Origin of the sequence: Streptomyces sp. B15, from assembly GCF_018070605.1 — a bacterium.
Taxonomy (GTDB): domain Bacteria; phylum Actinomycetota; class Actinomycetes; order Streptomycetales; family Streptomycetaceae; genus Streptomyces; species Streptomyces smyrnaeus.
Genome location: NZ_JAGPXJ010000003.1, coordinates 140,045 through 158,856, shown reverse-complemented (window position 1 = coordinate 158,856; position 18,812 = coordinate 140,045). Strand labels below are relative to the sequence as shown.

Genomic DNA, 18,812 nt, shown 5'->3' with positions numbered 1-18,812 from the left:
GGAGGAGCCGGAACGTTCGGCGGAGAGATCAGGCGGCGAGACGGGCGTGCGCGGCGGTGGCCAGCGGCAGCGCGACGCCGAGCCGGGTCCGCAACTGCGCGGCCGTGATCGGTCGGCCGTGTTCGGCCAGATAGGTGGTGGCGATGGAGCGGGCCGCTTCCATCAGCGGCTCAGGAACAGCAACGCCGGTTTCCTTGGGCTTGGCAGGGGCCACCGGCGAAGCGGGGGCAGGCGCCGGGACGGGGGTGGGTTCTTCAGCCGGTTCGGGTGCAGGCGCCGGCCGAGTCACGGCGTGGAGGTGGCGCAGGAGTTGAGGGCCGACCGCTCCCCAGCCGAGGAGGAGCACGGGCGCCACAGTGTCGACGGCAGCTCGCCCGTAGTGTCCGGCGAGGATGGGTTCGGCGATGTTCAGGGCCAGCGTCAGCAGGCCGGACAGGTGCATGAGGCGTGTGGCGCCCTTGAGCTGATGGGCGGGAACACCGCGCAGGGACAGGTACCAGAGAGCCACCAGGAGGCCGGTCACCGACAGGTCGACCATCGGGGCGATCAGCGGTGCGATGGGGGCGGGGACGCCGAGGCGGAGGGCGAGAGCCCAGACGTTGCCGAAGGAGAACACGAACGCCAGGCCCGCGATGGTGCCCATGACCACGATCACGGTGCGCTGAGTAATCCGGTCCTCAGCCATGGGGGTGTCACCTCCTTTCGATGCGTCATTGGGTCGAGGACGGGGGTCAGGCAGCTTCCGCGCCGTCGTCCTTGGTGAGTCGGTCCCGTAGCAGGACGGACGGACCGGCGAGCGACTGAAGGAGTTCGGCCGGGTCGCGGGTCAGGTGGGCGGTGTCGGCAGCGATGCGGGCCGCGTCCACGTCGGCCACGTACGGGGTGCGGATGCGGGCGAAGCCGGGCCGTCCCTGGTGAGCCATGGAGGCCACGCCGACGTAGGCCGGGTCCTGGAGAGCGGTCGGGTTGGCGTCCGGCCAGTTGCGGATGTCTTCGCCAAGGGCGACGACCGCCGCGTCTGCGGTCTTCTGTGCGAAGGACAGGCCTACCGGGCACACGTCCCGGATGAAGGTGGGGATCGCGTCGCCGGTCGCCTTCTGCGTGGCGATGAGCACCAGCATGCCGACGCTGCGGCCCTTCTTCACCAGGTCCTCAACCAGCCGGGCATTCTCGGCCGCCAGCGCGGCCAGCTTCTTCGTCTGCGGGTCCGAGCCCTTGTAGTCGCGGAAGTAGGTATGCGCCTCATCCACGACCAGCACCACCAGAGGCCAGGTATCCGAGGGCCCGACGTGCCACATGTTCTTGACCCCGAGCACGCCCCGGATGGACGCCGAGCGAGCACGCCGCAGCTCCACCAGCCGCTTGAACAGCGCGTTGGCGTCGGTCAGATCGTCACCGACGAAGGCGAACGCCCGCTGCGCCAGATCGGCATAGTCCCCTTCGTGGGAGGAGGTGACCTTGCCGTCCGCAAAGGCGAACTGCACCGCCGCCGAGGGCGCCGTATCGCAGATGAACCGGTTGACCAGCGAGGTCTTCCCATAGCCGGGCAGACCAGCGACGGTGACGCCGGGAACGTCCGACAGGTCCACGCTGATCGGCTGCGCGTACTCATCAAGCCCCAGGTGCCACCGGGCCAGCGCTTCCGGTACTTCCCCCGTCGGGACGTGCTCAGTAGGCACGATGAGCGGGTCCACCCGCACACCACGCACGACGAGCTGTCCCGGCTTGTCGGGCAGCACCGAGACGCGCGTACACCGCCAGGCGTCCGCCAGGTACGGCGCCGCCTTCTGGAACTCCGCCAGGCTCACCTTCGGCACGCACACCGCCCGGACGACGACCCCATACCGGTCCGCGCGGACCTTGATCTTGGGGATGATCACCCGAGGCTTGGGAACCTTGCCATCCTGCGAGATCACCACAGCCGGGGGCGTCTTGTCCTGCACCGACAGCCCGGCCATCGGAGCCAGCCGCCGCCAGCCGAAGCGGACGCGGACCGCCTGACGGATGCTCGCCCGCGTCATCCTGTCGGCCCGCACGTAGCGCACCAGCCACCACAGCGCCCATATGACGCTCAGGGCCAGGGCCGCCCCGGCCAGAGCTGAAGCGGACCCCATCACTTCCTGCACAGTCACACCTTGTCCTCAGTCGAGTAGATGAAGCCGAACAGCGCCTGCGACAGCTCCAGCAGGTCATGACCCGCTGCCAGCGCCGGGTAGTCGTGCGCCTCAAGAACCTGGGCCACGTCGAAGACCAACCCGCAGTCGAACCGGGGGTCGTTGTGCGGCTCCTTCAGCGGCAGCGGGTAGACCGGCCCGCGATTGGCCGCCGTCACTGGCCCTGCTCCGCGAACTGCGGCGCCCCGGCCAGCTCCAGTGCGCTAGCCCGGTAGGCGATGCCATCGGAGAGCTGGCCATTGAAGATCCGGGCCCACGGGATGGCGAACAGGTCAACCGGCCGTACCGGGATACCCAGGTTCAGTCCATCCGGCAGCCCCGACTTCGGAACGGTGATCTTCATCTGTTCCGCACGGCCGTCCTCCATAAGGAACACCGTCAGCGTGAACAGGTCCTCGCCGGTGTCACGGTCCTGAGCGATCTTGCCCGTCTCCTGATCCGCGATCTTCGGCACCGGCAGCGTGCCGACCATGAACATCGTGGACGGCAGCAGCCCAACGCGAATGCGCGCCATGTCTCAACTTCCCTTCTGGTTCCCCGGGGCGGTCCGCCCGGCGGGGCACCAACTCTCACCTAGCTGGGCTAGCTATGTCAAGCGAACTAGCTATCTGAGTTGAAGGGAGGTTGCTGGCTGTCTGTGATAGGTGGGCTAACCCGGGCTACCCTTGGTCCATGACGCCGCCGCCTCACGACACGCGCCCGCCGTACCAGCAGGCCGCCGACGAGATCCGGAAAGAGATCAAGTCGGGCAGGCTGAAGCCGGGGGAACAGCTCCCTTCGCACCGGGAGCTACAGGAGCGGTTCGGTGTCGCCAACATGACCGCCCGCAGCGCGCTGCGCGTCCTGCGCGACGAAGGGCTGATCTACACCGTCCAAGGGCGCGGCAGCTACGTCGCCGACGCTGTAGTCACCCAGGACGGAGAAGTGGTGGCGGTCGTTGAAGCCAAGAGCTCCAAGCGGCCCGAAGCAGCCAAGGGAGCCGAGGGGCCAGCGGCTCCAGACGCCTCCGAAGCCACCGGCCCCTACGCCGCAACACTGCTCGCCATTCGCGACCAGCTACGAACGCTGAACGCTGAAGTCCAGACCCTTAAGCGGGACGTCGCAGAACTGAAAGAGCAGCGGGATCAGGGCTACCCGACTCGTTGAGTTCGGCGATATCCGCGCGCACACTCTCCACCTCTTCGCGGAGACGGCTGGTCATTGCGGCGATCTCCGCCAACAGCGCGCGTTCGGACTCGTTCAGCGTCCCGACGCCCCCTTGGTCCCCGCACCCCATGGTGGTGCACTCCGGCTGTCCGCACCCTGCCCGGCCTATGCCGTGGTCGTGCGCGTCGTGCATTGCTGTCCTTTCCAGGGCAGGAGCCGAGCTGTTCAGAGTTTCCTTACTGGATCAAGGCGGCCCGCTGACGCGGGCCGCGCGCGCTGGCGGACCGTGGCCGCCGCCCGCTCCTGTCTCCGCCCCGCTCGCGTCGCCCCCGGCCCGCTCAGCGCGCAGACCAGCGCAGCAACCCGCCAGCCCAGCAGGGAAGTCAGGAACGAAGCGGCCCCCGCGACTCGGCCGACTGGCGAGCGCGTACCAGCAGCACGACCAGGAGCACGACGCCGACCAGCCTTGTACTGCGCGTACAGAAACCCGGACAGGCCCGTGACGCGGCGCCCAGGTCTCGTCGCGGTCAGCGGGCCGGTCCCGCCATCGCCAGAGCGCCGGCCGGGGCTGCGCGGAGGCGTCTGCGGGTCAAAGATCAGGACTTTGGAAGCGTGGCTGATGCCGGAGGGTGGCTGAGGGGGCCACGTGCAGGTGCGTGGACGCATCTCCCGCCGTCGTGGCTGACTTCCTGTGGCTGAGGCATCAGGGGCACTCGTTTGGCGTCCTGTTGTAGGTCGGCTCCCCGTGTGGCGCACCGGCTCAAGTCCCTTCTCGTCTCGCTACGTACAGCCGGACCGAGGTATTGGGCGGAGACACAACAAGCGCCCCGGTACCATCGGCACCAGGGTCCTGAACAGGGACTCTCCACCGGACCACCCTTCTCCCCGCCAAGGACTGAGGGGTGGTCCGGTTTCGTATGCGGTTGTTGAGTGGGACGCGGCTCAGACGTCGGTCGCTGAAGAGGAGTTCGCGCCTTCGGGTTCTTCGTCAGCCGCAGCCAGCCCGGAATTCCTCAAAAGAAACCGGAGTGTGTAGCCCAGGCTTCTCACATGGGCCTCAGCAGTCAGCAGCCCAGTGCCGAGCCCCTGAGCCACCTCGTACGGGATCGTGTCGAGGCTGGAGCGCTTGAGGTACCACTCTCGGGAGCCGTGCCACAGAGCCTCGATCTGTTTCGCGGCTAAAGGCAGCAGCGCATTGATGTGCGTCACCAACTTATTGTGCAGCTCGCACAGTTCCTCGTACCGGGGCAGAGCCTTCCGCTCGGTCAGAGCGGCGCTGATCGTCGCGTTCACGTCCTCGGTGTCCACGTCCGTACGAAGGCTGGATGTCGTGTCGGTGCCCATGAACAGGAGCTTCCGGCAGGTGACCGGGACGTAGGAACCACCGATGAACCCCACTTTGGGACGTCCCGCGTCGTGTAGAACGTCCCTAGCGCCGTCCCCGAACCCAGGGAGAGACTCAGATGCCGAACGAGAGGCTACGTGCTGCCATGGCGGCCGGATGTTGGACGTACGCGTCCCTCGCGGACAAGGTCGAAGTCGACCCCAAGTCCGTTGAGCGTTGGGTCAACCTTGGGCGCACTCCCCGCCGTTCCACGGCTGTAGCAGCAGCCGAGACGCTAGGAGAAGACGTGCATGCTCTATGGCCAGCGCTGCGCCAGGCGCGGCCCGCCCGCGCTGTCAGCCCGGAACTGGTGGCGCTGTACGACCAGCGGGCGGACATCCCTGTGTCCGCCATCGTGGACATGCTGAAACAGGCACGCGAGCGCATTGATGTCCTTGTGTACGCCGCCGTCTTTCTGCATGAGGCGTACCCACGTCTGAACGATCTGTTGCGGGAGCGAGTAGCCGAGGGTTGCGTGGTCCGCATCGCAGTCGGTGACGCGGACAGCACGAACGTTCAGCAGCGTGGCGAGGAAGAGCGGTTCGGCTATGGGATCGAGTCCCGCTGCCGCCTGGCGCTCATGCACTACCGACCTCTTGTCGGGGTACCCGGCGTCGAAGTGCGAACCCATGCCACCACGCTCTACAACTCGATCTACCGTGCGGATGATGAAGCGCTGATCAACGCGCACGTCTGGGGCGTGAACGCCTACGGCGCTCCGGTATGGCATCTTCGGCGCAGCGGAAGGGGCGGCATGTTCGACACGTACGCCGAGAGCTTTGACGCGGTGTGGGAGACCGCAACGCCAGTACGAGAAGGGTGACCATGGCACGGACCGAGTACTACGACGACCCGGCGGCCCCCAAGCCGAACAGTTTGGTAGTCGCCGCTTCAGCCGTGGTCACTGATGACGAGGGGCGCGTTCTCCTCCAGCGCCGTCGGGACAACGACATGTGGGCGCTGCCCGGTGGCGGTATGGAGATGACCGACTCACTGCCGGGAACGGCCGTCCGGGAGGTGAAGGAGGAGACGGGCCTGGACGTGGAGATCACCGGCCTTGTGGGCACCTATACAGATCCGCGCCACGTCATCGCGTACACGGATGGCGAGGTGCGCCGTCAGTTCAATGTCTGCTTCACAGCCCGCGTCGTTGGTGGACGCCTCGCGATCTCGGACGAGTCGACGGAGTTGCGATTCGTCCCGCCAGAGGAGATCGACCAACTTCCCATGCACCACACGCAGCGGCTCCGGATCGGCCACTTCCTGGAGCGCCGCGAGCGGCCGTTCCTGGGCTGATCTCTTCTGCTCTGTGACATCAGCGCTGACATCAACGACGACACACAGCACCCATCAGCGCCCCACCGCAATCACCGCGCGGAAATGCTGTCACCGTACTCACCAGGAGCCTGCCCGAACCTTGTAAACAGAAGGTCGTCGGTTCGAATCCGACAGGCGGCTCCGCAGGTGGGAGGCCCCGTACCGGGATGGTGCGGGGCCTCTGTGGTGCCGATGACGGCAGTTTTGACGGCAGCCGATTTAGGGGAATCGTCGGGGTCGTCGTCCCATCTGAGGGCATCCCCGAGCCGTCCGATCGCGTCGCGCTGCTCGTCGAGGCGAGCGAAGGTGTAGATGTCCATGGTCACCCGGATCAAGGCGGCCCGCTGACGCGGGCCGCGCGCGCTGGCGGACCGTGGCCGCCGCCCGCTCTTGTGTCCGCCCCGCTCGCGTCGCCCCCGGCCCGCTCAGCGCGCAGACCGGAGCAGCAACCCGCCAGCCCAGCAAGGGATCCCGGACGCGTCGGCCCCCCGTGGCTCGGCCGACCAGCAAGCGGACACCAGCAGCACGACCAGGAGCATGACGCCGAGCAGCGTTGTACTGCGGGCGCAGAACACCGGGGAGGCCCGTGACGCGGCGCCCAGGTCTGGTTGCGGTCTGCGGGCCGGTCCCGCCATCGCCAGAGCGTCGGCCGGGGCTGCGCGGAGGCGTCTGCGGGTCAAAGATCAGAAGCATGGAAACGTGGCTGAGTTTCCCCGCTTGAGGTACCAGCCAGTTCGGCGGTGACCTTGGCCTGACGGTCGTGGCTGGGACGGTCGTCCTCGGGCCGTTTCCGGGCTGTGCAAGGGGGTCGACGGTGACGGCCGATGGAAACTTCCCGAGGGATCAGCGCAGATCAGGAAGCCGTACGGCGAAGGCGCCGCAGGTGACATATTTGCGGGATCACTTACAGAAGGACAGGTCGGCGCCACCGAGACGCGCTACGGACGGGCCATTCGCCCCTGCTCCGGACAGGAGGGGACTCGCTACCCGCACGCTCGGGCGTACAGGCAGCGTCAGGGCTGTGTTTTCGATTTGCGGTCTGTCGATCCTGCACGGCACTTCGCGCCTGTCTCGCCGCAAGATCGTTGGTGAGCTTGAACCGCGCATCGAGACTCCACTGACCTCGAGCGACAACGGCTATCACCCGCGACTCACCCAGACAGGTCATCCAGCTTGGCGGCAAGAGCCGGGAGCGGTGCATTCTTGCCAGGAGCGGAAGTGTTCCTAGCCCTGCTGGGCCGTGCCTCGGACAGGTGCCCATGGGCAGGCCGACGCCTTGCCGTCGTAGAGAAGGGCGCAGCGCGTGGCGAACAGCATGGGCTGGGTGAGTGACCTGCTCGCGGCGGTGCAGTCTGCGCAACCGGTGAAGTCTGTCGCGGTTCTGGCGAGGGTTCTGCAGGAGCAGTTCGCCGCTGAAGAGGTCTCGTTCCTCATCACCGATCGCGGGGGCGATGCCGTGGTCCGGTTGACGGGATCGACAGAGCAGGGCGGCACCGTCGCACCCGAGCCGCTTGCCCTGTCCGGCACGGCCTATGAGCGGGTGATCCACTCGCAGCAGTTGTGGGTGAGCACGGAGGGGCACGCGGGAGTCGACACCGGGCGGCGTAGTACCCGGGTGGTCGCGCCGGTGACCGACCGGGGCGACGCGATCGGGGTCCTGGAGCTTACTCTTCCTGTTCCCCCCGACGTGGAGACGCTGGAACGGATCACCGAGGCCTCCCGCGTGCTGGCGTATGTCGTGGTCGCCGACAGACGCTTCACCGATCTGTACGAGTGGGGGAGACGGACCACTCGACTGTCCCTGGCGGCGGAGATCCAGCACCGTCTGCTGCCCGAGTCCTTCACCTGCGATGCCGGACCTTTCATCATCGCCGGGTCTCTGGAGCCGGCAACCGATGTCGGCGGTGACACCTTCGACTACACCCTCAACGGTCACGGCCTCAACATGTCCCTGACCGATGCCATGGGTCACGACGTGCGGGCGGCGTTGCTGGCGACCGTCATCGTCGGTGCCCTGCGCAACGCCCGCCGCGCGGGTGCGGGACTCGCAGGACAGGCCGAAGCCGCTAACAAGGCGGTGCTCGAACACGCCGTGAGCGAGCACCGCGCGGTTCTCGACCAGTCCGCTCAGGTGACCCATGCGCTGGCCGAACACGGCGCCCAGGCGATGGCCACGGGGCAACTGCTGCGGGTCGCGTTCGAGACCCGACGCGCCGAGTTCATCAACGCAGGCCACGTCTGGCCGCTGCTGCTTCGCGACGGGCAAGTCGAGGAGATCACCCCAGGCGTCGACCTGCCGTTCGGTATCTCACCCCACGCCGAGTATCACGTCCAGAGCCTCGATCTGCGCCCCGGCGACCGCCTCTTCCTGCTCACCGACGGAATGATTGAACCGCACGGCCACGAGCGAGAGCTGCGCCGCCTCATCAAGGAAACCGGCACTTTGCATGCTCGCGAAGCGTCGCGCGCCCTCACTCAAGCCGTAATGCGGGCCAGCGACCACGACCCAAGAGATGACGCTACGGTGCTCTGCCTGGACTGGGGCGGCCCTGATTGGCCCCACTACGGCACGTCGCCCCCTTCGCCGTGAGGACAGGCGGAGCCACCGGCCCGCACCCCTACGTCCGCGAGGCGATGAAGACGGTCAGCATCGGCTCGGTGCTGTACAGCAGCGAAGTACAGCAACCACGCCAACCGCCAACGCCTACCGTCGGGCGGCGCAGCCCGTTGTCCGTCCTGAATGACCGCAGACGACCGGCCTGGGTAGAGCGCGTGAACAGAAGGCCGTCGGTTCGCATCCGAATGGCGGCTCCGCAGGTCAGAGGCCCCGTTCCTGGTGTGGGACGGGGCCTTTGGCGTTGCTGTGACATCAGTCCTGACATCGACGGCTGGGGAAAAGATCAGGCGGGGGCGGGAACGCCGCCCGCTCCGTCATCGTGGTCGCCCTCGTTGATGTCACGCAGGGCATCGCCCAGGCGGTCAGGACCTTACTGGGCGTCAGACGAAGAAGGCGTCCATCCCGGGCACGTCGGAGAGGTAGGTCTCGATACTCGCGATCCTTCCGTCGCGGAGCCGGCAGACCGTGGCCAGGTACTCGTCCAGCACGGCGTCCTCCCGGCGCGCGGTGTTGTGCAGGGAGAGCGCCATGTTCTCCATGCTGACCAGGAGATGCAGCAGCTCGAAGTCGAGGCCGTACGAGGCGATCAGCTGAGCGCGCTCCACCACCGCGTCGGCGCCGTCGGCTGTGCCGGAGATGGCGTCGTCGCCCAACTACCGTGTCAGTTACGGGCACAGCTTCACCAGGTGCCTTGGGGGCGTTTCCTGCGTCGGACCGCGTCGCTTCAATTCTTGCGGCGACGCCTTTGCCCATAGGGGCCGTTGCGGTCGTGTGGCCGCCACTCCTCCTCCTGGAGATCCCGGTCCTCGCTGCCCGCCTTGCCGCCAGGAACCGGAACGGCCTCGCCATTGTTGACCTTGGCCAGCAGCGAGGCGAGAGGGTCCGGAGGTCCCTCGTCGAAACGATCGGAGTTACGTCCGGGCAGTGGTCCCCGCTCCACCCTCTCTTCCTCCGGCTTCTTGTCCTCCGACTCGGAAGAAGCGTCGTCTATATCCCCGTTGTTGCGGTGCGACCGCGACGTATCGCCCATGAGTAGCCCCCGTCCCACTGAAAACCACCTACGTCTGGATCATTCCCTGGACGGCCACGGGAAAACGTGTCTCGGAGGCGGATCCGTTCGCCCCCGGGGTTTCTGCCGAGGCTGGTTCCTATAGGTTCCATGGGCGGATCGTGGCGGTGCCGACGTCTTGCGGAGAAGCATTCTCCGCGAGGGTGAGGGCGAAAGGCGTCGGCTTTCGCTGCAGCCCTCTCGATGTGTTTCCAGGCGCCCTCGACCGTATGGGAGTCGTATTGGAGTCGCCGCGCCGTTACCGCAAGTGCTGCGGCCGTCATAGCGGTGCGTACAGGGGCTACAACGGCCGCAGTCGAGCGACACTGCGATGACTTCCACAGCCAGTCATCGCCCGCGTTCGGTGGGGTCGGATCTCAGCGTGCCGGCACGGCACGTCCGTGCCGGGGAAGGAAACGAGGCGACGTCAGTATGCGGTGAGTATCATCCACGGGATTGCGTCGTCGCTGCCGCTGCCGCTGCCGCTGCCGACCTCCCTCTCCTCCTGCTCCTTCTTTTTCAGGAAGGTGAGGAGTTGGGTGGTGGCGGCAACGAGGGCGCCGAGGCCGCCGAAGAAGGTGCCCAGAGTTTCAAGGGTTTGGAGGAACATCGCGCTCGCCTCCCCGCGCACGGGCCGGGCGCGCATTCTGTGTGTTCACACGGGCAGAGAAATGTTCCCTGGGGCGGAGAAGATGAAGGATCCGGCCCTTCCAGCAGCTTCTCGCCACTTACGGCTTGCGCCACCCCGTACGGGGCTTTTGATGGCCCAGCGATACATGCGATTCAGCACGGATTCCTCCTCTCCTTCTCTGTAGAAGAATGAGCGTCTAACTGTAGCGGCATCACACCTCTCGGTACAGAACCGGTTCCGGCCAGTGTCGTGATCCGGCCACGTGGCCAAGGGACCGGTGGTGGCCGGTCTGGTCCGGGCGTTCGTGTCGTCGTGGTCGTTCGTGGCGCGGTCCGACGGCGAGGGGCGGTGGCGCAGCAGGATCCGCAGCTCGTCCACAAGGCCCTGCTCCAGCAGTGTCACGGTCAGGTCCGAGCTTCCGAAGATCGCGACGTCACCGTGGGATTCGCTCCGGAGCCGGGCGACTTCGGCACCCAGGTCGCCGCCGTCGGTGGTGCGGGTGTTCTTCCGCCGCCGCTGCAGCCGCCGCTGCAGCCGCAGATGCCGCCGCAGCCGCAGTCAGCCGACCGCGGGTCGGTCGGCTGTACGGGAGTGACCTTGGTGTTGCCCGGCGCACCTTGTGCCAAGGGGCCCGTCCCGACGGGGCCGAGAGTTATGAGGTTCCCTTGGCCTGTTCCTTGTTGAACTCCTCCACCCACTGCTCGTGTTGTGCGTAGTCGTCCGTGAAGCGGGTGTCGCCCGGCTTGACGGTGACGAAGTAGAGCCAGTCGCCGGGGGCGGGGTGCTGGGCGGCCTTGATGGCCTCCGGGCCGGGGTTGTTGATGGGGGACGGAGGGAGGCCCTTGTGGCGGTAGGTGTTGTAGGGGGAGTTGAGACGGGTGTCGGCGTGGCTCGTCCTGAGGGTGGAGCGGCCCAGCGCGTAGTTGATGGTGGAGTCCATCTGGAGCGGCATATCGCGCTTGAGGCGGTTCTGGATGACGCGGGAGACCTTGGCCATGTCCTCCGGGGTGTTCGCCTCGGCCTGGATGACGCTGGCGACGGTGAGGGTGTCGTAGTCACGTGCGCCTGCCGCGGCGTGCCGTTCACGGGCCCTCTTGCTCATGGACTTGAGCAATGAGGTCGGCGTCGTCTTGGGCCGGACCGTGTACACGGCGGGGTAGAAGTACCCCTCCGGGTTGCCCTTCGCGGCGGCGGGAAGCTTGAGCTCACCCGTGCGGGCGGCGCGCTCGGCTGCCTTCTTCGTCGTCCCTTCGGGGACGGAGAGCGCCTTGTCGGCCTCCTCGTACACCTGGGAGGCGCGCCAGCCTTCCTGCACGGAGAAGGACGTGGTCCGCCACTCCTGCTGGTACTGCCGGATCAGCACCACGGCTGCCGTCACCACGGCCAAGGCGCACAGCAGGGACACCCCGACGAGCCATCGCTTCCGCTTCCCGGTCCTGGTGGTCATGGGAAGAACGGTAGGCCAGTCCAGTGGTGCGTCGGACCCCGGCTGCGGTTTATCGGGCGCCGGCTGGGGTCATGGGATCAGCACCACTTTTCCCGTGGTGCCGCGGGTCTCCAGTGCGCGGTGTGCGGCGCCGGCCTCGGCGAGCGGGAAGGTGTGCACGAGCGGTGTCATGACGCCCTTGGCGGCCAGTGCCAGCGACTCGTCCTCCAGCTCGCGCTTGTGCTCCATCATGAAGGCGGCCGCCAAGGAGCGGACGGTGATCCCCCTAGAGCGCAATTCCTCGGGTGTCAGGGCCGCTCCGGGCGCCGGCTGGTGGTCGTCGCCCGCCAGCAGGGACGAGGAGCCGCCGTACGCGTGGTGGGTGCTGCCGGGCGCGAGCAGGTCCAGCGCCGTACGGGCGAGCGCACCGGCCGGGCCGTCGAACAGGTGGTGCACGGGGCGGTCGCCGTACGCGGCGCGGACGCGGTCGGCCCAGTCGGGGAGCGTGTAGTCGACCGCGAGATCGACGCCGAGCTCGCGGACGGTGGCCGTCTTGGCCGGGCCGCCCGCGGCGCCGATGACGCGGGCGCCCTGGTGCTTGGCGTACTGGGTCAACAGCGCGCCCATACCGCCGGCGGCGCTGAGTACGAGCACGGTGTCCTCGGGCCCGATCCTGGTTCCGCGCAGCACCCCCATGACGGTGCGCCCGGTACCGATCATGGCGACGGCCTGGGCGGCGGTGAGCGGTTCGGGTACGGGCTGAAGGGCGGACGCGTCGGCGACGGCGAGTTCGGCGTAACCGCCGGGGACCGCGCCGAGGTGCACGGTCACGCGGCGGCCGAGCCAGTGCTCGGGGGTGCCCTCTCCCAGGGCCTCGACCGTCCCTGCGACCTCGCGGCCGGGGACGGTGGGCAGCTCGGGGAGGGGAAGTGGGCCGAGCGTGACACCCGCGCGCAGGGTGGTGTCGAGCAGGTGCACCCCTGCCGCCTGGACGGCTATCCGCACCTGGCCGGGGCCGGGGGTCGGATCGGGTATCTGCTCGTACCGCAGGTTCTCGGCGGGTCCGAAGGCGTGCAGGCGTACGGCGTACATGGGCGGGTTCCTTCCGGGGCGGGCAAGTGAGGGGCCGTGAGGGGCCGGCGAGGCGTCGTCGAGGGGCCGACCCGGCCGGCCGGTCCCGCTGTCCACAGCAAGGCTCCGACTTGAAGTGTGGTTGAAGTCAATAACAGCTCTCGGGCAGTCCGGGGGTGGCAGGTGTCCGCAGTCCGACGAGCCGCCGTTGTCAGTGGTCGGCGTCAGCATGAGGACATGGCGACATCGGCAGTACGTGGAGCACGGCGCCCGGAGATCTCCTTGCCCGAGCTGCGGCCCTTCGAGGGGCAGGGGCTGGAGCCCGGCGGGGACTACGACGGAGTGCGGTTCGAGGGGCTCGATCTGAGCGGTACGGACGGGAGCGGGGCCACGTTCCTGGACGTGGGGGTGTACCGGTGCGCGCTGGACGAGGCCCGGCTCGGGCGGCTGCGGGTGATCGACTCGGTGCTGGAGGGGGTCTGGGGGGTCGGTACCCGGCTGGCGGGCGCCGAGCTGCGAGATGTGGAGCTGCGGGACGCACGGCTGGGCGGTGTCCAGCTGCACGGGGCACGGCTGAATCGGGTGCTGGTGCGGGGCGGGAAGATCGACTTCCTGAACCTGAGGCAGGCGAAGTTGACCGATGTGACGTTCGAGGGCTGTGTGCTGAACGAGCCCGACTTCTCGGGGGCCTCACTCGAAAGAGTGGCGTTCCGCGACTGCGCACTGCGTCGCGCCGAGTTCAACCAGGTGCGGCTCAAGGACGTGGACCTGCGCGGGGCGACGGAGCTGGAGCTCGCCACGGGGGTGGACCGGCTGGCGGGGGCCGTGATCAGCCCGGGGCAACTGATGGACCTCGCACCGGCGTTCGCGGCGCAGATCGGGGTGCGGGTGGAGCCCTGAGGGGCCGGACCGGTGCCTCGCCGGGGCCCGCACCGGCGGCGGCCCCGCTCATGGGAGCCGGGGGAAACGGGCCATCAGGGTCCAGATGACGGGGTTGGCCTCCAGGCCTTCGTGCATGTCGGAGAGGTCCGCGACGAGGTCGTGCAGGAAGTCGCGGGCCTCCCGGCGCAGTTCACTGTAGGAGAAGGAGAGCGGTCTCTCGTCGTCGGCCGACCAGTCCGCGGTGATCTCCACCCAGCCGAACCGGCGGGTGAAGTGCAGCAGCTCGGCGGACTCGGTGAAGTCCAGGGTGGCGCGGAACGGACCGGGGGACCGGCTGTCCGGGAGCATTTCCCGGCCGGAGGCCGGGGGAGGGCTACCGCCCAGCTCTTCGGTCACGTCGCACAGTGCCCACGCGAAGTCGAGCACCGGCACCCATCCCCAGGCTGTGGACAGCTCGCGGTCGGTGGTGGTGTCGGCGAGATAGACGTCGCCGCAGAAGAGGTCGTGCCGCAGGGTGCGTACGTCAGCGCTGCGGTAGTCCGTCTGGGGCGGGTCGGGGAAGCGGCGGGAGAGGGCGTAACCGATGTCGAGCACGGCGCGATGGTGTCACGCCTGGGGACACGCCTGTGCCGGCCCCGGACGCCGCGGGCCGAGAGGCCCTGCACGCGGGTGGCCGACACGGGTTGAGAGGTCCCGCACGCGGGTGGCCGACGAGATCCCGCACGTGCCGGTGGCCGGCGAGGTCGCGCGCACGCCGGTGGCAGATGTCGCCCGGTGCGGGGCGGCTGTGCGTGCCGGGAGCGCCACCACTCAGCGTCCGGCCCAGATGTGGAGCGTGGTCTCAGACGTTGAGCGCCGTCTCAGACGTTGACGCCGAAGTCCTGGGCGATGCCCACCAGGCCGGAGGCGTAGCCCTGGCCGACGGCGCGGAACTTCCACTCCGCGCCGTTGCGGTAGAGCTCGCCGAAGACCATGGCGGTCTCGGTGGCGGCGTCCTCGCTCAGGTCGTAGCGGGCGATCTCGGTGCCGCCGGCCTGGTTGATGATGCGGATGAAGGCGTTCCGCACCTGGCCGAAGTTCTGGCTGCGGCTCTCCGCGTCGTAGATCGAGACCGGGAAGACGATCTTGTCGATCTCGGCGGGCAGCGCGGCCAGGTTGACGTTGATCTGCTCGTCGTCACCCTCGCCCTCGCCCGTGACGTTGTCACCGGTGTGGACGATGGACTGGTCCGGCGTCGCCTTGTTGTTGAAGAAGATGAAGTGCTGGTCGGAGTAGACCTTGCCCTCGGCGGTCACCGCGATGGCGCTCGCGTCGAGGTCGAAGTCCGTGCCGGTGGTCGTGCGCACGTCCCAGCCGAGGCCGACCGTGACGGCGCTCAGGCCCGGTGCCTCCTTGGTGAGCGAGACGTTGCCGCCTTTGGACAGGCTTACAGCCATGGGGTGCCCTTCTGTCGTGTCTGGCTCTGGTGTGATCCCCGAGGAAATCACCGGCGTCGGGACGGAACCTCACCGGGGTCCGCGGCCACGCGCCTCACATCCTGCACAACGCAGCCGGGGGACGAGCGGGTTCCAGCTTTCTGCGTCGTCTTTGCTTTCTTTACCTTCTTGGCCGCCCGACTTCTTGCCGCCCGGCCACCTCGCGCGTGTCCCGCCACCTTGAGGGCGCCCGGCCACCTTGAGGGCGCCCGGCCATCTCGCGCGTGTCCGGCCACTTCGAGGGCGTCCGGAAAAGCGGATGACGACGGCGGCCTGAGGCCGGACCATGGAACCCATGTCCGGTCCCTACTACATCCGAGGCGCGGTCGCCCTGCCCGAGGCCGAGCTGACGTGGCGCTTCACGCGCTCGTCGGGGCCGGGCGGCCAGCATGTGAACACCAGCGACAGCCAGGCCGAGCTGCGCTTCGATCTGGGGCGCACCGAGGCGCTTCCCGAGGTGTGGAAGCGCCGTGCGCTGGACCGGTTGGCGACCCGGTTGGTGGACGGCACCGTGCTGGTCGTACGGGCGAGTGAGCACCGGTCGCAGTGGCGCAACCGGGAGACGGCGGCGGTGCGGATGGCCTCGCTGCTCGCGGAGGCGACGGCGCCCCCGCCCCCGCCGCGGCGCAAGAAGAAGGTGCCCCGGGGGATCAATGAGCGCAGGCTGCGCCAGAAGAAGCAGCGCAGTGAGGTGAAGCGGGGCCGCACCGGACGCGGCTGGGACTGACGGTCGGGCCGACACGGACACCGACACCGGCGCCGAGACCGGCGCCGACACCCCCGCTCGCCCGGGCCGCCCCCTCCCTCCCGGTCCCCGCGGTCCGGGTCAGCGTATGGAGCGGTACCGACCGCTGTAGTAGAGCAGTGGCCCGCTCTCGCCGTGGGTGAGCCGGGTGGCCAGGACGCGCCCGACGACCAGGGTGTGGTCGCCTGCCGTCACCCGCTGTTCGGTACGGCACTCGACGGCGGCCAGCGCGCCGTCCACCAGGGGGGCGCCGCTGACGTCGCCGCGGGTGTGGGGGAGCTCCTGGAAGAGGAGCCGGTCGCTGAGCCGCGCCTTCATTGCGAAGCGACCGGCGGTCTTGTTCTGGGCCTCCGTGAGCAGGGAGACCGCCCAGTGGTCCTGGCGGGAGAGCAGCTCGTCCATCCGGGAGCCCTCGCGCACGCTGATCAGGACCAGCGGCGGGTCGAGCGAGACGGACAGGAACGCGGTGGCCGTCATGCCGACGTCCTCACCGCGCGCTCCCTCTTCGGGATCGTGCGCGGTGACAAGCACGACGCCGGCCGCCAGTCGCGCCATGGCCGCGCGGAACTCCTCGTCACTCACCCCATCAGCATGGGGCATCGGGTGGCTCTGGGGCACGGGGGTCGTTTGCTGCTGCACTGCGTGGGACACGTTGGCTACGCTAACCATCACTTTCCGGGGGCCGCATCGGACTCGGGGACCAGGTGGGGACTAGGACCACCGACGCCGGGCCGGGCGGCTGCGGGACCTCGCGCACAAGCCGTGGTCACGGCTCCCGCCCGAGGCCAGGGGTATAGGTGGCGGGTACCCGTAATGGCCCGGGGCACACGTTGCGCAATCAACTAATCGCGGACTGTTGTGACTTGAGTCACAGAGAGCATTAATTGTTGACCCTGTGTACCGGGTGAACAGCTCGCTGTGATTCAGTGGCCGTAGCAGCCGAAAACCCAGCCGAGACGCTGAGGCAGTGAGGCCCGGAAGCGACGCCACGAGCACCTGGAGTTGACGACAAGGCTCAGGGGGGAGGGCTATGGAAACCGAGTCGGAGCCCTATGTCCGCCTCGCCAGTCTGCGCCAGCTGCACCGCGTCGTGGCGCAGCTCAACACCGCCCGCAGCCTCGCCGACACCCTGCAGACGGTCGCCGACGGGGTGGTCGAGGGCCTTGGCTTCGAAATATCGGCGGTCAATCTGGTGCGAGCCGACGGCGACCTCGTCGTGGCGGCGGTCGCCGGCAGCGCCGCCGCCGAGGCGATGATGGCGGGCCGGGTCGGCTCGCGCGCCTCCTGGGAGCGCCGACTGTCGATGGGGGAGCGGTGGGGGGAGCTCCACTTCATCCCGTACACCGAGGGCTGGGTGCTGGACGACGACGATGTGCCGCAGTGGCACGCCCCCTCCCCGGTGCGGGAGATCCCGGACGCCTGGCATCCCATGGACCGCCTCTTCGCGCCGCTGTACGCCTCCGACCGCGAGCTGCTGGGCGTCCTGTCCGTCGACCGGCCGCGCAACGGCCGCCGCCCCGGCGCGTGGGGCTGTGAGGCGCTGCAGATGTACGCCTCACAGGCCGCCATCGCCATCAGCAACGCCCGGCTGCGCTCCAACATGCAGCGGGCGCTGGTGCGGCTGGAGCGCGAGCAGCAGGCGCTGCGGGCCAGCGAGGAGAGCTTCCGGCAGGCGTTCGAGTACGCGCCCAGCGGGATGGCCGTCGCGGAGATGGGCGGGGACCAGCACGGGCGGCTGCTGCGGATCAACGACGCGCTGTGCCGGCTGCTGGGCCGCCCCGCCGCCGCGATGCGCCGCTACTCCTTCTCCGATCTGGTGCACCCCGAGGACATCCGCACGCTGCTGCGCACCTCGGCCGAGGGCGGCCGGGCCGAGCTGCGGCTGGCGCGGCGGGACGGCAGCTATGTCTGGGTCTCGCTGCGCAACTCCGTGGTGGCCGACACCGCCGACGGGCCGCGCTATCTGCTCACCCACGTCGAGGACATCGAGGAGCGCAAGCGGCACGAGCTCCAGCTCGCGCACCGCGCCAGCCACGACTCGCTGACGGGGCTGCCCAACAGCGCCGAGCTGCGGGCCCGGCTGAGCAGCAGGCTGTGTGCGAGGCCGGACCGGCCGGTGGTCCCGGCCGGTGCCGTGCCGGGCGACCCGTCCGCCGGCTACGCGGGTGGCGGGTACGGCCACGCCTACGGGCACGGGGACGGCTTCTGGGACGTGGAGGGGCTCGGCGAGAGGGGCGGGATATCCGGCGCCGGGACGGAGCCCGGCACCGGGCTCGCGACGCCTCCCGGGGGCGGCGAGCAGAGCACGGGGGCGTACGGGCCGGTGCCTGTGTCCGGCGGTCCGTCCGGCTCCCCGGGCAGCACCGGATTCGGGGGTTACGGCGGCTACGGCGGGGACGGTGGCGCGGACCCGCACCATGTGCACACGGTGCCGCCCAAGGGCGACGGACCCGGCGAGAAGGGCCTCGCCGTGCTCTTCTGCGATCTGGACGGTTTCAAGTCCATCAACGACCGCTACGGTCACCACTGCGGCGACGCGGTTCTCATCGCGGTGGCCCGCCGGTTGGAGGCCGGGGTGCGGGACGACGACACGGTCGCCCGGCTGGGCGGTGACGAGTTCGTGGTGCTGGCGGACGGGCTGGGCCCGGCGGAGGCCCAGGACCTGGCCGTACGGCTGCGGAATGCGATCATCCCCCCGATTCAGGTTGACGGGCGCGCGGTGCGGGTAGGCGCCAGCTTCGGCATCGGCTGGGCGGGCTGCGGAATGACGGCCGAAGAGGTGCTCCAATCCGCTGACCAGCGCATGTATGTGGAGAAGCGGTCGCGGTCCAAGGGGCAGCGCCGGGCGGGCTAGCACAGCCCGGTTGCTCGGCTGCCGACCGTGCCAAGTGGTTCA

At 68.8% G+C, this 18,812-nt stretch carries 20 protein-coding genes and 1 pseudogene; 7 read left to right on the top strand and 14 right to left on the bottom strand.

Going from position 1 to position 18,812, the window contains the following annotated elements; genetic code table 11:
- Nucleotides 1-28: 28 nt before the first annotated feature.
- The 4 genes from KBY19_RS03280 to KBY19_RS03265 are packed head-to-tail and all read right to left on the bottom strand — an operon-like array spanning nt 29 to nt 2,688.
- Nucleotides 29-685, bottom strand: coding sequence for a DUF2637 domain-containing protein (locus tag KBY19_RS03280; protein WP_210965103.1), 657 nt, complete (start codon nt 683-685; stop codon nt 29-31).
- 46 nt (nt 686-731) lie between these two features.
- A complete protein-coding gene (locus KBY19_RS03275; RefSeq protein WP_210965116.1) occupies nt 732-2,114 on the bottom strand; it encodes an FtsK/SpoIIIE domain-containing protein in 1,383 nt (460 codons plus the stop codon).
- 14 nt (nt 2,115-2,128) lie between these two features.
- Nucleotides 2,129-2,332 (bottom strand): hypothetical protein, encoded by a 204-nt coding sequence (locus KBY19_RS03270; protein WP_210965102.1) that lies wholly within the window; start codon nt 2,330-2,332, stop codon nt 2,129-2,131.
- Nucleotides 2,329-2,688 (bottom strand): hypothetical protein, encoded by a 360-nt coding sequence (locus KBY19_RS03265; RefSeq protein ID WP_210957526.1) that lies wholly within the window; start codon nt 2,686-2,688, stop codon nt 2,329-2,331. Before KBY19_RS03265 ends, KBY19_RS03270 begins: the two co-directional genes overlap by 4 nt.
- A 158-nt stretch (nt 2,689-2,846) precedes the next feature.
- Here KBY19_RS03265 and KBY19_RS03260 point away from each other — a divergent pair, with 158 nt between their 5' ends.
- Nucleotides 2,847-3,320 carry a GntR family transcriptional regulator gene (locus tag KBY19_RS03260; protein ID WP_210957527.1) on the top strand — a complete coding sequence of 158 codons (474 nt, stop codon included), beginning with the start codon at nt 2,847-2,849 and terminating at the stop codon, nt 3,318-3,320.
- A 942-nt stretch (nt 3,321-4,262) separates the two neighbouring features.
- Here the strand turns inward: KBY19_RS03260 and KBY19_RS03255 are convergent.
- The gene (locus KBY19_RS03255; protein ID WP_210965101.1) at nt 4,263-4,664 is read right to left on the bottom strand and encodes a DUF6415 family natural product biosynthesis protein; all 402 of its coding nucleotides are present in this window, start codon (nt 4,662-4,664) and stop codon (nt 4,263-4,265) included.
- 119 nt (nt 4,665-4,783) lie between these two features.
- Here KBY19_RS03255 and KBY19_RS03250 point away from each other — a divergent pair, with 119 nt between their 5' ends.
- On the top strand, nt 4,784-5,527 hold the full coding sequence (locus KBY19_RS03250; protein WP_210957529.1) for a helix-turn-helix transcriptional regulator: 744 nt from the start codon (nt 4,784-4,786) through the stop codon (nt 5,525-5,527).
- Nucleotides 5,528-5,529: 2 nt separating this feature from the next.
- Nucleotides 5,530-6,000, top strand: coding sequence for an NUDIX domain-containing protein (locus KBY19_RS03245; RefSeq protein ID WP_210965100.1), 471 nt, complete (start codon nt 5,530-5,532; stop codon nt 5,998-6,000).
- A gap of 71 nt (nt 6,001-6,071) precedes the next feature.
- Here KBY19_RS03245 and KBY19_RS03240 read toward each other — a convergent pair whose 3' ends face one another.
- Nucleotides 6,072-6,341 (bottom strand): hypothetical protein, encoded by a 270-nt coding sequence (locus tag KBY19_RS03240; RefSeq protein ID WP_210965099.1) that lies wholly within the window; start codon nt 6,339-6,341, stop codon nt 6,072-6,074.
- Nucleotides 6,342-7,345: 1,004 nt separating this feature from the next.
- Here KBY19_RS03240 and KBY19_RS03235 point away from each other — a divergent pair.
- On the top strand, nt 7,346-8,611 hold the full coding sequence (locus KBY19_RS03235; protein WP_307843427.1) for a PP2C family protein-serine/threonine phosphatase: 1,266 nt from the start codon (nt 7,346-7,348) through the stop codon (nt 8,609-8,611).
- A gap of 407 nt (nt 8,612-9,018) precedes the next feature.
- Here KBY19_RS03235 and KBY19_RS03230 read toward each other — a convergent pair.
- The 5 genes and pseudogenes from KBY19_RS03230 to KBY19_RS03205 all read right to left on the bottom strand — a co-directional run.
- Nucleotides 9,019-9,288: pseudogene (locus tag KBY19_RS03230) on the bottom strand (nuclear transport factor 2 family protein); the annotation flags it as partial.
- A gap of 74 nt (nt 9,289-9,362) precedes the next feature.
- The gene (locus KBY19_RS03225) at nt 9,363-9,668 is read right to left on the bottom strand and encodes a hypothetical protein (RefSeq protein WP_210965098.1); all 306 of its coding nucleotides are present in this window, start codon (nt 9,666-9,668) and stop codon (nt 9,363-9,365) included.
- A 445-nt stretch (nt 9,669-10,113) separates the two neighbouring features.
- Nucleotides 10,114-10,296 (bottom strand): hypothetical protein, encoded by a 183-nt coding sequence (locus KBY19_RS03220; protein ID WP_210965097.1) that lies wholly within the window; start codon nt 10,294-10,296, stop codon nt 10,114-10,116.
- A gap of 673 nt (nt 10,297-10,969) precedes the next feature.
- On the bottom strand, nt 10,970-11,764 hold the full coding sequence (mltG, locus tag KBY19_RS03210; RefSeq protein WP_210965096.1) for an endolytic transglycosylase MltG: 795 nt from the start codon (nt 11,762-11,764) through the stop codon (nt 10,970-10,972).
- 69 nt (nt 11,765-11,833) lie between these two features.
- A complete protein-coding gene (locus KBY19_RS03205; RefSeq protein WP_210965095.1) occupies nt 11,834-12,835 on the bottom strand; it encodes a zinc-binding dehydrogenase in 1,002 nt (333 codons plus the stop codon).
- Nucleotides 12,836-13,051: 216 nt separating this feature from the next.
- Here KBY19_RS03205 and KBY19_RS03200 point away from each other — a divergent pair, with 216 nt between their 5' ends.
- Nucleotides 13,052-13,714 (top strand): pentapeptide repeat-containing protein, encoded by a 663-nt coding sequence (locus KBY19_RS03200; RefSeq protein ID WP_210965094.1) that lies wholly within the window; start codon nt 13,052-13,054, stop codon nt 13,712-13,714.
- Nucleotides 13,715-13,762: 48 nt separating this feature from the next.
- Here KBY19_RS03200 and KBY19_RS03195 read toward each other — a convergent pair whose 3' ends face one another.
- A complete protein-coding gene (locus KBY19_RS03195) occupies nt 13,763-14,290 on the bottom strand; it encodes a hypothetical protein (RefSeq protein ID WP_210965093.1) in 528 nt (175 codons plus the stop codon).
- 266 nt (nt 14,291-14,556) lie between these two features.
- Nucleotides 14,557-15,132: a TerD family protein gene (locus tag KBY19_RS03190; protein ID WP_099882293.1), complete on the bottom strand. Its 576-nt coding sequence runs from the start codon at nt 15,130-15,132 to the stop codon at nt 14,557-14,559.
- Nucleotides 15,133-15,457: 325 nt separating this feature from the next.
- Here KBY19_RS03190 and arfB point away from each other — a divergent pair, with 325 nt between their 5' ends.
- Nucleotides 15,458-15,898, top strand: a complete 441-nt coding sequence (gene arfB / locus KBY19_RS03185; protein WP_099882291.1) for an alternative ribosome rescue aminoacyl-tRNA hydrolase ArfB — start codon at nt 15,458-15,460, stop codon at nt 15,896-15,898.
- 99 nt (nt 15,899-15,997) lie between these two features.
- Here arfB and KBY19_RS03180 read toward each other — a convergent pair whose 3' ends face one another.
- Nucleotides 15,998-16,516 (bottom strand): flavin reductase family protein, encoded by a 519-nt coding sequence (locus tag KBY19_RS03180; RefSeq protein ID WP_099882289.1) that lies wholly within the window; start codon nt 16,514-16,516, stop codon nt 15,998-16,000.
- A 430-nt stretch (nt 16,517-16,946) separates the two neighbouring features.
- Here KBY19_RS03180 and cdgB point away from each other — a divergent pair, with 430 nt between their 5' ends.
- Nucleotides 16,947-18,770, top strand: coding sequence for a diguanylate cyclase CdgB (cdgB, locus tag KBY19_RS03175; RefSeq protein ID WP_210957537.1), 1,824 nt, complete (start codon nt 16,947-16,949; stop codon nt 18,768-18,770).
- Nucleotides 18,771-18,812 lie beyond the last annotated feature (42 nt).

Excerpts from the sequence above, each read along its gene's own strand:
- KBY19_RS03280 (WP_210965103.1), bottom strand. The coding sequence starts at position 685 with ATGGCTGAGGACCGGATTACTCAGCGCACCGTGATCGTGGTCATGGGC.
- KBY19_RS03190 (WP_099882293.1), bottom strand. The coding sequence starts at position 15,132 with ATGGCTGTAAGCCTGTCCAAAGGCGGCAACGTCTCGCTCACCAAGGAG.
- KBY19_RS03255 (WP_210965101.1), bottom strand. The coding sequence starts at position 4,664 with ATGGGCACCGACACGACATCCAGCCTTCGTACGGACGTGGACACCGAG.
- KBY19_RS03275 (WP_210965116.1), bottom strand. The coding sequence starts at position 2,114 with ATGGGGTCCGCTTCAGCTCTGGCCGGGGCGGCCCTGGCCCTGAGCGTC.
- cdgB (WP_210957537.1), top strand. The coding sequence starts at position 16,947 with ATGGAAACCGAGTCGGAGCCCTATGTCCGCCTCGCCAGTCTGCGCCAG.
- KBY19_RS03265 (WP_210957526.1), bottom strand. The coding sequence starts at position 2,688 with ATGGCGCGCATTCGCGTTGGGCTGCTGCCGTCCACGATGTTCATGGTC.
- KBY19_RS03240 (WP_210965099.1), bottom strand. The coding sequence starts at position 6,341 with ATGGACATCTACACCTTCGCTCGCCTCGACGAGCAGCGCGACGCGATC.
- KBY19_RS03245 (WP_210965100.1), top strand. The coding sequence starts at position 5,530 with ATGGCACGGACCGAGTACTACGACGACCCGGCGGCCCCCAAGCCGAAC.
- arfB (WP_099882291.1), top strand. The coding sequence starts at position 15,458 with ATGGAACCCATGTCCGGTCCCTACTACATCCGAGGCGCGGTCGCCCTG.
- KBY19_RS03260 (WP_210957527.1), top strand. The coding sequence starts at position 2,847 with ATGACGCCGCCGCCTCACGACACGCGCCCGCCGTACCAGCAGGCCGCC.
- KBY19_RS03205 (WP_210965095.1), bottom strand. The coding sequence starts at position 12,835 with ATGTACGCCGTACGCCTGCACGCCTTCGGACCCGCCGAGAACCTGCGG.
- KBY19_RS03200 (WP_210965094.1), top strand. The coding sequence starts at position 13,052 with ATGGCGACATCGGCAGTACGTGGAGCACGGCGCCCGGAGATCTCCTTG.
- KBY19_RS03225 (WP_210965098.1), bottom strand. The coding sequence starts at position 9,668 with ATGGGCGATACGTCGCGGTCGCACCGCAACAACGGGGATATAGACGAC.
- KBY19_RS03180 (WP_099882289.1), bottom strand. The coding sequence starts at position 16,516 with ATGCCCCATGCTGATGGGGTGAGTGACGAGGAGTTCCGCGCGGCCATG.
- KBY19_RS03220 (WP_210965097.1), bottom strand. The coding sequence starts at position 10,296 with ATGTTCCTCCAAACCCTTGAAACTCTGGGCACCTTCTTCGGCGGCCTC.
- KBY19_RS03250 (WP_210957529.1), top strand. The coding sequence starts at position 4,784 with ATGCCGAACGAGAGGCTACGTGCTGCCATGGCGGCCGGATGTTGGACG.
- mltG (WP_210965096.1), bottom strand. The coding sequence starts at position 11,764 with ATGACCACCAGGACCGGGAAGCGGAAGCGATGGCTCGTCGGGGTGTCC.